This window comes from Streptomyces griseoloalbus (assembly GCA_014650015.1).
Lineage (GTDB): Bacteria > Actinomycetota > Actinomycetes > Streptomycetales > Streptomycetaceae > Streptomyces > Streptomyces griseoloalbus.
Genome location: BMUD01000172.1, coordinates 1 through 533 on the forward strand (window position 1 = coordinate 1; position 533 = coordinate 533).

The 533-nt window shown below is 45.8% G+C and carries 1 protein-coding gene; it reads left to right on the forward strand.

The window, feature by feature from the left end; genetic code table 11:
• Positions 1-26: 26 nt before the first annotated feature.
• The coding region (locus IE178_RS37255) for a DUF4981 domain-containing protein (RefSeq protein WP_498370661.1) at positions 27-533 on the forward strand (507 nt) is incomplete at its 3' end.

Here is a 533-nt window from a genome sequence, read left to right on the forward strand (position 1 = left end):
CTCCGGACCGCACTCCGCATCCGGCCATGACAGAAGTGAAATATGCACATCAGAATGTAGGTTTCGAAGCCATCGACCCGGCTGCCGGCAAATTCCTGGTAAAAAACCGTTTCTACTTCACCAACTTGAAAAAGTATATGATCAGTTATACCGTAAAGGCAAACGGAAAAACAATCAAAGGCGGAAAAGTATCATTAGATATCGAACCGCAAGGTTCCAAAGAACTGAACATCAACCTCAACGGATTGAAACCCAAGGCCGGCACAGAATATTTTGTAGATTTTGTAGTTACCACCACAGAACCGGAGCCCTTGATTCCTGCAGGACACGATATTGCTTCCGAACAATTCCGCCTGCCCATAGAACCATTGGCTATGACCGGACATAAAGCAAGCGGCAAGACTACCGTCAGCACGGATGGTGACATCATCACCGTATTATCACCACGTATGCAGTTCGTTTTCAACAAGAGAAGCGGACTCGTGACTTCATACAAAGTAAACGGTACAGAATATTTCGCTGAAGGTTTTGGT